The 9,101-nt window shown below is 63.9% G+C and carries 4 protein-coding genes; all 4 read left to right on the plus strand.

Annotated features, from left to right (window positions below):
- Window positions 1-237: 237 nt before the first annotated feature.
- Window positions 238-447, plus strand: a complete 210-nt coding sequence (locus tag C6W88_RS21075) for a hypothetical protein (protein ID WP_108195028.1) — start codon at window positions 238-240, stop codon at window positions 445-447.
- 907 nt (window positions 448-1,354) lie between these two features.
- Entirely contained in the window at window positions 1,355-2,389 is a 1,035-nt protein-coding gene (locus C6W88_RS21080) for a DNA-binding protein (protein ID WP_181248715.1), read from the plus strand.
- Between the two features lie 392 nt (window positions 2,390-2,781).
- Entirely contained in the window at window positions 2,782-6,003 is a 3,222-nt protein-coding gene (locus C6W88_RS21085; protein WP_108133884.1) for a type VI secretion system Vgr family protein, read from the plus strand.
- A 107-nt stretch (window positions 6,004-6,110) separates the two neighbouring features.
- A partial coding sequence (locus tag C6W88_RS21090) for a DUF6531 domain-containing protein (protein WP_146164695.1) occupies window positions 6,111-9,101 on the plus strand: 2,991 nt, incomplete at its 3' end.

Below are 9,101 nucleotides of genomic sequence, written 5' to 3' on the forward strand. Positions count from 1 at the left end.
ACCATCTGAGGGTGGTATCAGATTGATGGGGTGAAGGTGCCCCATCAACCATTAAATCCGTATACCCAATAGATAAAAAGTCCTGCTGACCAGCTGGCCGCTCAAGACACCGATGGCCACATCCGGTTGCGCGCGGCCAATGTGCGAGAACGCGATAGCGCGCAGCCTGGTTGCGTCGGTATCTGAGGGTCTCGGGTATGCTGACGTATGAACGACAGGGAGCCGTCGAGATCGATCATGAGTCACAACCAGCATTTCGTTGCCCGTGGCTTCGGGGACTTCGTTGACCGGGTTGGTGCCACCATCGCGGCACTCAGTGTCATGGGCGGCCTGTTCACGTCTCAGATGCCCGCACTCCTTTCGCTCGCGGGGGTGCTGCTGGGGATTGGCTGTGCAGCTCTCGGAATCACTACTAAGAAGAGGTTTTCCTCTGAGGAGGACGTATGACACCGGATATTCTCGAATCCCTGAAGACGTTCCTGTTCGTGGCTTCGCCGCTGATCATTCTGGCGCTTGGAACGGCAGCTTATGCCAAGTGGCGTGGGCATAACCCTTGATGTCAGGGTGGCTTGACCGCTACTCACCTGCCAGCCGCCCTCTCCCGCCCTCGTGCTTCTCTACTTTTGCCGCTCTCTATTCTGGCCCTTCTCTGATCTAGCCATTCTCAGCTCTCGCTTTTCCCCGGCCTGGCCCTTCTCGGCTCTAGCTCTTCTCTTCTCTAGCCATTCTCCGCTCTCGCTTTCCCCGGTCTGGCGCTGCCATGCCCGCGCTCTCTCCTGGTCTCGTTTTTCCCTGCTCTAGCCTAACCCAAGGCCGTCCTGCCGGGCGAGCAAGAAACCATGTAACGCATTGATTTTAAACCATCCATTATCCGAAGAAGAACTTCTCCCTAGACGTCCTCTACGCGCCCTTGTTCGACATCAACGAGAAGGCGCGCCGCTTCTACCGCTGCAACCAACTCGCAGCAGCCCTTCCCGCGCTATACGACGCCAACTTCTCCCATGCATCCGCAACGAGCGCTGATCGCTTTAGTCTGCACCTGTAGGCCCATGAATTCAAGATAAGACGCGTAATCTTGATTTAATGTCGCTTATCATAAATATGCCTACGTATTTACGTTTTATGTAATTACACGTACTATCGCCTTTGCTTAATGGAAATGATGGCTGGCGGCATCAGCCGCCCCCTCACGGAGCAGGCAGGGGTTCGCAGGAATGTGAGCACCGCTCACGTGACGTCACCGCACGGCAGTGCCAACGGGTGTCACAGAAAGCGAACCGGACCATGGCGAGCGAGGGGGCATTCAGGCATGATCAGCCGCTGGCGGAATCGACCACCGCACAAGGAGAGCTTCATGGCCCGTACCGGGATCACCTACGACGACGTTCAACGAGCGGTGGATACCCTGCTCAAGCAGCAGGAAGCCCCCAGCGTTCAGAAGGTCCGAGAGATACTCGGCACCGGCAGCTTCACCACCATCAGCGAGCACCTGCGCGAATGGCGTTCACGCCGGGAAGAGCGACGAGACGTTCCGCCCCCCCAGGGGATGCCCGTGGAGCTTCAGGGACTGGCCGAAGAGCTCTGGAGCAAGGCCCAGGAGGCGGCGGCGGAAAACCTGGCCCACTATCGCCAGGAGGCCGATCGCAACGTGGAAGGCGCGCTTGAAAAGGTGGCCGCCGCCGATCGTCGCGCCGAGGACGCCGAACAGCGCGAAAGCGCCCTGTCGGCCCATCTGTCATCCATGGAGCAGCGTCTGCAGGAGGCGGCCTCGGAATCGGCACGACTAGCGAGCGCCAATCAAGCGCTGGAGCAGCAGCTCATCAAGGAAGGCGAGCGCGCCACCCAGCTCGAAGCGCAGCTTGATCGTCTGCAGCAGGACAAGGAGCGTGAAGGCAGGGAGTACCAGCAGGCGCTGGATGATCAGCAGAAGCAGCATCGCGAGCGCCTGGCCCAGGAAGAACAGCGCCACGAGGCCGCCGAGGCGCGGCTGATGGCTATGCTGGACGAGGCACGCCAGGAACGACAAAGTGCGGAAAAGGCCCATGCCCAGCGCCTCAAGCAGGCCGATCAGCGCCAGGAGGTGTTGCAGCAGCAGCTTCAGGCACTGCGGGGCGAACTGTCAGAAGAGGAAAAGCGCCACCGCGAGACGCAGATGGAGCGCTCGCGAGCCGAGGAGAACCTGCGCGCTCGAGGCCACGAGGTAGACCTGCTCAACGAGCGTATCGAAGAGCAGAGGCGTCTGCTGGCGAATCAGTCAGAGCGACTCAAGGCACTCGAGGCCAAGCTTGACGAGAAGATCTGGGCGCTGGCCAGGCAACAGCGCGAACGCCCCGATGATAACGAGGGCACATCCAGCGGAAACGCCAAACAACAGACCTCTTCGCCCTAGGGCAGCGCCTCCAGGATTCAGTCAGCGGCCTGGCCGTGTGATTGCATAGGGTGGCGTTCACACGGCAAGCCCGGGATCCAGCGCAGCGGCACTGCAAACCACAAGCGCCATTCATGGCCCAAGCGACGTGCACCGCCTCCTTCAATGCCCGATTTGCGGCGTTGCCAAGGCACAGCTTGCTCGACATGTCGTTTTCCTGCGTAAGCCCTTTCTGAAAACGCCTTTCCCCTGCTGCCCGGGCCCCGTCCCGCCGGTAAGATCCTCCTGATTCGGACTGACGGAATCGTTTAGGGAGGAACCGCCATGCCATCTGCTCCCCATCATTTGCGCGCATCGCTGCGTCTTCCATCGGCGCCCACCGAGTGGGCACGTTTGGCAGGAGGGTGCTGAGCATGGACGACCCCTCCTGGTCCTCGTATCGCCCAAGCGACCTGCTGGGTGCCTTCGATGTCACACTGAGTCAGGATCAGCGCCTGCTCAAGTTTCATCTGGCCGGGCAATCGCTGATCCCTCATCGCCTGGTCGGTGAAGAGACCATTTCGCGCCCCTTCTGCTACACCCTCGACGTAATCTCCCAGCGCGGCGACATCGAACTCAAGTCGCTGATCGCCCAGCCGGCATTGATCGAGATCCGCCAGGCCGACGGCGGCTACCGTCCGCTCTCTGGCCTGGTCGACACCGCCGCCCTGCTCGGCGAAGACGGTGGCGTCTACTACTACCAACTGGTGCTGGTGCCCTGGCTATCCCTGTTGAGCCTCGGTCGTGACAGCCGCATCTTCCAGGACAAGAACGTCACCGAGGTGATCGAGGCGGTGTTCCAGGGCCACGAGATCGCCAAGGGGCGCTACCGCTTTGATCTTCGTCGCGACTACCCCACGCGCAGCTACTGCGTGCAGTACCGAGAGAGCAACTTCCACTTCGTCAACCGGCTGATGGAACAAGAAGGACTGTTTTTCTATTTCAGCCATGGCGGAGGCGATCACTGCCTGGTGATCACCGACAGCGTAGATACCTGCCCAGCGGTCACCCCCCAGGCCATCCGCTTCCATCGCCAGGCCGCCACTGAGGCCGAGGACGCACTGACCCAGTGGGGTGGGCGCCGTCAGCAGCAGCCCACCCGCGTAAGCCTCGCCACCTTCAACTACAAGCAGCCTCGCCACCCCAGCGACATCGCCCAGGACACCATCCGTGACCAGGGTCACCTGCCGGACACCGAGGTCTACGATTATCCAGGCGAGTACTACTACCCGGACCACCGTCGCGGTGAACGACTGGGGGTCAATCGTCTGGAAGCCCTGGAATCCTGCGCCAAGCGCTTCCGTGGCGCCGGTGGCGCCCGCCAGCTTCAGGTAGGCGGCCACTTCACCCTGACCCAGCATGGCCAACATGAGCGCGGCGACGACAGCGAGCGCGAGTTCCTGGTGCTGGGCCTCAGCGTGCATGCCGAGAATGCCCTGCCGGTATCGGCGCATCTGTCGACCCTGCCCGGAAGCTTGCAGGAACAGCTCGATCAGGCGCGTCGCGCCCACGGGCTGGGTCTCTCGGATAAAGGCTCCAGCCTCCACCGTGACGATTACCAGCGCGCCGGCACCGGCCACTATCTGGTCGACATCGAGACCCAGCGCCTGTGCCTGCCCTATCGCTCGAGCCTCGACCATCCGCGCCCGGTGATGGGTGGCCCCCAGACCGCCACCGTGGTGGGGCCGGAAGACGAGGAAATCCACACCGACGGGCTCAACCGGGTCAAGGTGCAGTTTCACTGGGACCGGCTGGGTCACCACGACGCTGGCTCGAGCTGCTGGCTGAGGGTCAGCGAGCCCAACGCCAGCGCCGGCTGGGGCGCGGTCTTTGTCCCGCGCATCGGCCAGGAGGTGATCGTTGACTTCCTCGAGGGCGACCCGGATCGCCCCTTGATCACCGGTCGGGTCTACAACGGCGATGAACGTCCGGAATGGCATTCCAACGGCCTGCTGTCGGGCTTCAAGTCGAAGACCTATCGCGGCGGCAAGTACAACGAGCTGGTGTTCGATGACGCCACCGACCAGGAGCGGGTGCGGCTCAACTCCGAGCACGCCAAGAGCCAGTTGAACCTCGGCTATCTGGTCCACCAGCACGGCAATACCCGCGGCGACTTTCGCGGCACCGGCTTCGAGCTGCGCACCGACGCCTACGGCGCCGTGCGCGCCAACCAGGGCCTGTTGGTCAGCAGCTGGGGACAGCTTGGTGCCAACGGTGAGCAGCTCGACATGCGCCCCGCCTGGCGCGAACTACAAAGCGCCTGGCAGCTTGCCGACAGTCTCAGCGACAGCGCTGTCGACCACGACGCCGAGGCGCTTGCCAGCCGCACCGACCTGCACAAGGCCAGCGACGACGCCCAGGGGCGCCACGGTAGTGCCGACTCTGCCACAGCCTTCGACGGCAGCAGTGCGACAACGGCAAGCAAAGGTGGGCGTGGCGAGGCCGCGCGACTCAAGGAGCCCTGGCTGCAATTGGCCTCCCCGGCGGGCATCGCCATCAGCACCCCCCAGTCCACTCACCTGGCCCAAGGCAAGTCACTGAGCGTCACCGCAAGCGAAGACATCAACCTGGCCGCCGGCAAACGCCTGGTCGCCAGCATCGCCGATCGGCTGTCGCTGTTCGTCCAACGCGCCGGGATCAAGCTGTTCGCCGCCCAGGGCAAGGTCGAGGTGCAGGCCCAGAGCGACGAGATGGCACTGACTGCAGAGAAAAAGCTCAGCATCACCTCCACCGAAGACGCCGTGCACATTGCCGCTGCCGAGGAAGTGCTGCTGACCTGCGGTGGCGGCTATATCCGACTCAAGGGTGGCGACATCGAAATTCACGCCCCCGGCACTATCGACGTCAAGGGCAGCCAGCACCTGTTTGGCGGGCCCACGAGTCTGAGTTATCCGCTGGACAACCTTCCAGAAACCGAACCCTCCAACCTGGATCTTGAACACCTCTATGGCAACGGTCGGCCGGTGCCCGGCGCCCGCTATCGCGCTTTCCTCGCCGATGGCTCGGTACGCCAAGGGGTGCTGGACGCCGCCGGCAAGGCAACGCTGTCTGGGCTGCCTCTGGGGGGAGTCCAGGTCGAGTACTTCCAGGACCCGCGAGAAATCGACAAACGGCCACAAGCGTGGCCCGTCAAGGTGCCGATCAAGCCAACGTACGCCACCACGTCCAGCGACACCCAGATTGCTGTGTCAGGCAGCTCCAGAGATCAGGGATCGCCTCCCCAAGCGCCCAGCCTCCTTCAGTCTCCCGGCTGGACAGGTGGTACGCCTGGAGGAAGGCCAAACACTTCCGGCGTGGGTCTATCGTCGCCAGGTTGGCCCGAGGGGCCTCCGTTGCCAACCATCCCAGGTGACATTCCGAGCGATCTTGCGGGGCGAGTCGAGCAGCAAGCCCGGGCACAACTCGAAAAGATCGCGCAGCAGAAGCTTCAGGAGCAGCTCCCAGGGCTTGGTAATACCGAGCTGTCATCACCCGGTTGGAAGGGTGACGTCCCCACCAGACCGACATTCGGCGACCTCAAGGAGCGCCCCCATGCTCAGGACCCCGACCTGACGTCGCCAGGCTGGCCTGGTGGATCACCGAAGAAACGCTCCTGAGTCGACAGGCCAATATCGCCAAGGGGCTCGGTGGGTAGCGGTCAATACCTCACTGAATGCATCAGGGATGGCGCCCTCTTGTGGGGACATAAGGAAGGAAACTTAGCATGGCCGCGAGAACAAGCTGGGGCAACCACGTCATTCCAGGTTTGGACCACGACCCTCTGAAAGAGGCACTCAACCATCGCCGGGTGATCACCGCCGAGCCCTACAGCGAAGGCGAGACCCCGGAAGCCGTGATCATGATGGACGTGGAGGAAGGTTCCGTCACGGTACTCGACGTGGTCGTCCAGGCCGCCTACATGCTGCCGGTGGTCGGTAACGTCATGGCCATCGGCGACGTCGCCCGCGACGTGGTTGACCTCGATGGCAACGACGCAGACGGCACGCCGAACTACCAGAACGTCTGGCTCTGGGCGGTGCTGGTGATCGACGCCATCGGTCTGGTGCCCGCCGTCGGCAACGCCTCCCGCCCTATCCGCGTGGGTACCCGCGAAGGCATACAGGCGTTTGCCCGCGGTGAAGGCGTCGACATCGCCGCTCAGATTCTGGTCAACATGGCCGGCGGTGCGGCGATGGATTTTCTGGCAGAACTCGAATCCAAGCTCGAGGAACAGAAACCGAAGCTGTTGCGCGAAATTGACACCATCGTCGGCAAACTCGCCGAGTTCATCAACAACCCGGTCGATGCCGCCAAACAGCTCAAACTGATCGACGAGAACCCCGAGTGGTGGAACCTTCTCGAGAAAGGCAAGCGTGTCGTATTCATTGCCTTTGACCGCCTGCTCGAGGCCTTTGGTGACGACCGTCAGCGCCTCATCGCCTTCCTCGGCCAGCTCGGCGGGATGGCCAGGTCCATGGTCAACGCCGGGTTCGAGCGCCTGTTGCCGATGATACGCGACCTGGCCCAGGCGACTCGCCGCCGGTCGTCGCAACGTGGGGACGTCAATCACCAGGGCACCGCCGTCACCGGGCAACGTACGGTCCACTACCTGTCGGCAGACAATCGCCAGACCACCCGCCACGAAGCCGAGCCAAGCGCCACTCCGGCCGGCTGCGTGTGCTCGCTGCATCGCCCCACCCCCACCAGTCCCAACCCCGTGGACTATGTGATGGGTGACGAGAACCTGTGGCACACCGACTTCAGCGTACCGGGGCTGATCGACGTCGAATGGACCCGCTACTACCGCTCCAGCATCGACGAACTCGATGACAGCGAACTGGGCGCCCGCTGGAGCAGTCCGTTCCATACCCGCTTCGAGGCCCTGGGCGAGCAGTTGACCTTTATCGACAGCCTGAACCGCGCCCTGCCTATCGATCCTATCGAGGTCGGCGGCAGCCGCTTCCTGCCGCGTGAAAGCGTGACCCTGGAACACCCCGACAGCGAGCACTACCGGCTTCACTACCTCGACGGCAGTCAGGAGCTCTACCGCCGCATCGGCAAGTCCGGACGGGGCGAGCGCGTCCACTTCCGCCTGGTCGAGCAGCGCGAGCGCGACGGCCGCGCCCTGCACCTGAGCTATCGCCAGGGCCGACTGGACCGGCTGACCGACGGCGCCGCCCTGCTGCTGCGCTTTCACTACAGCAGCGCGGGGCTGCTGACCAAGGTGGTGCGCCACTATCCCGGTGCGGGCGTCGGCAAGGACGTCACCAAACACAATGACGAAGCCGCCGAGGCGCACGAACCCGAGGTGCTGGTCCGCTACCAGCACAGCGCCGACGGTGATCTGATCGAAAGTCGTGATATGCGCGGCTACACCCGCGAGTACCGCTACCAGCACCATCTGGTCACCCGCTACACCCACCGCAGTGGCCTGGCGGTGGAGCTCGAGTGGGGCTGGCCGGGCAAGGCCGAGGGCGCCCTGCCCGCCGCTCACGACGCGCGCTGCGTACGCAACCGCCTGGAAGACGGCAGCGAGGACACCCGCTTCGAGTACCATCGCGGCCTGTGGTACACCCGCGTCACCGACGCCGACGGCGTGGTGACCTTCTACCGCTACAACGATCACAACCAGATCGAGTCGATCACTCACCCCTTCCACCCGGCGCTGGGCAGCGAGCACTGGCGCTGGGACGAGCACGGCCGGCTGATCCGCCATATCGACGGCGAAGGACGCACCACCCACTATCGCTATGACGACCAGGGTCGGCTGATCGAGACGGTCGCCCCCCAGGGCCTGAGCACCCGCATCGACTACGACGACAAGGGCCTGCCGGTGCGCGTCACCGAGCCTGACGGGCGAGAACGCTCGCTGCGCTTCGATGAACGCGGCCTGCCGCTGCAAGAGATCGCCCCGAGCGGGCGTGTCACCACCTTCCGTCACAACGCACGCGGCCTGCCCACGGCGATGACCGACGCCGCCGGCAACACCTACCAGTATCGCTGGAACGACCAGGGTCGGCTGACCAGTGCCAGCGACTGTTCACGCAAGACCACCCAGTTTCGCTACGACCACCGCGGCTGGCTGATCGAGCGCCGTGACGCCGCCGGGCATCGCACCCATTACACCCGCGACGCCACCGGCCTGCTGTTGAGCGTCGAGCACCCCGACGGCGCCATCGAGCACTTCTCCCACGACGGCGAAGGCCGGCTGACCCAGTATCTCGATCCCACCGGGCAGCGCACCCGCTATCGCTACAATGGCAAGGGCCAGCCGATCGAGCGCCGCGACCCCATGGGCCAGCGTTTCGCCTACCACTACGACCGCCTGCTGCGGCTCTCGGCGCTGACCAACCAGAACGGCGACCGCTGGCAGTTCCGCTATGACGGCGGTGGACGACTGATCGAGGACACCGGCTTCGACGGGCGCACCCGCCACTACCGCTACGACGATGGCGGCGCCCTGATCGAGCGTCGCGAAGGCGAGCTGGTCACCACCTTCACCCGCGACGCCATGGGCCGGGTGGTGGAGCGCGAGAGCCAGCGACCGGGCCAGCCCGCGCTGACTACCCGCTACGGCTACGACCCGCTGGGACGCCTGACCCGCGCCGCCAGCCGCCACAGCGAGACGCGCTTTCACTTCGACACCGCCGACAACCTGATCGCCGAGGTGCAGCGTCATCAGCTGCCCAACGGCGGTGACTACTCCAGCGTCACC

Origin of the sequence: Halomonas litopenaei, assembly GCF_003045775.1 — a bacterium.
In the GTDB taxonomy this organism is placed as follows: Bacteria; Pseudomonadota; Gammaproteobacteria; order Pseudomonadales; family Halomonadaceae; genus Halomonas; species Halomonas litopenaei.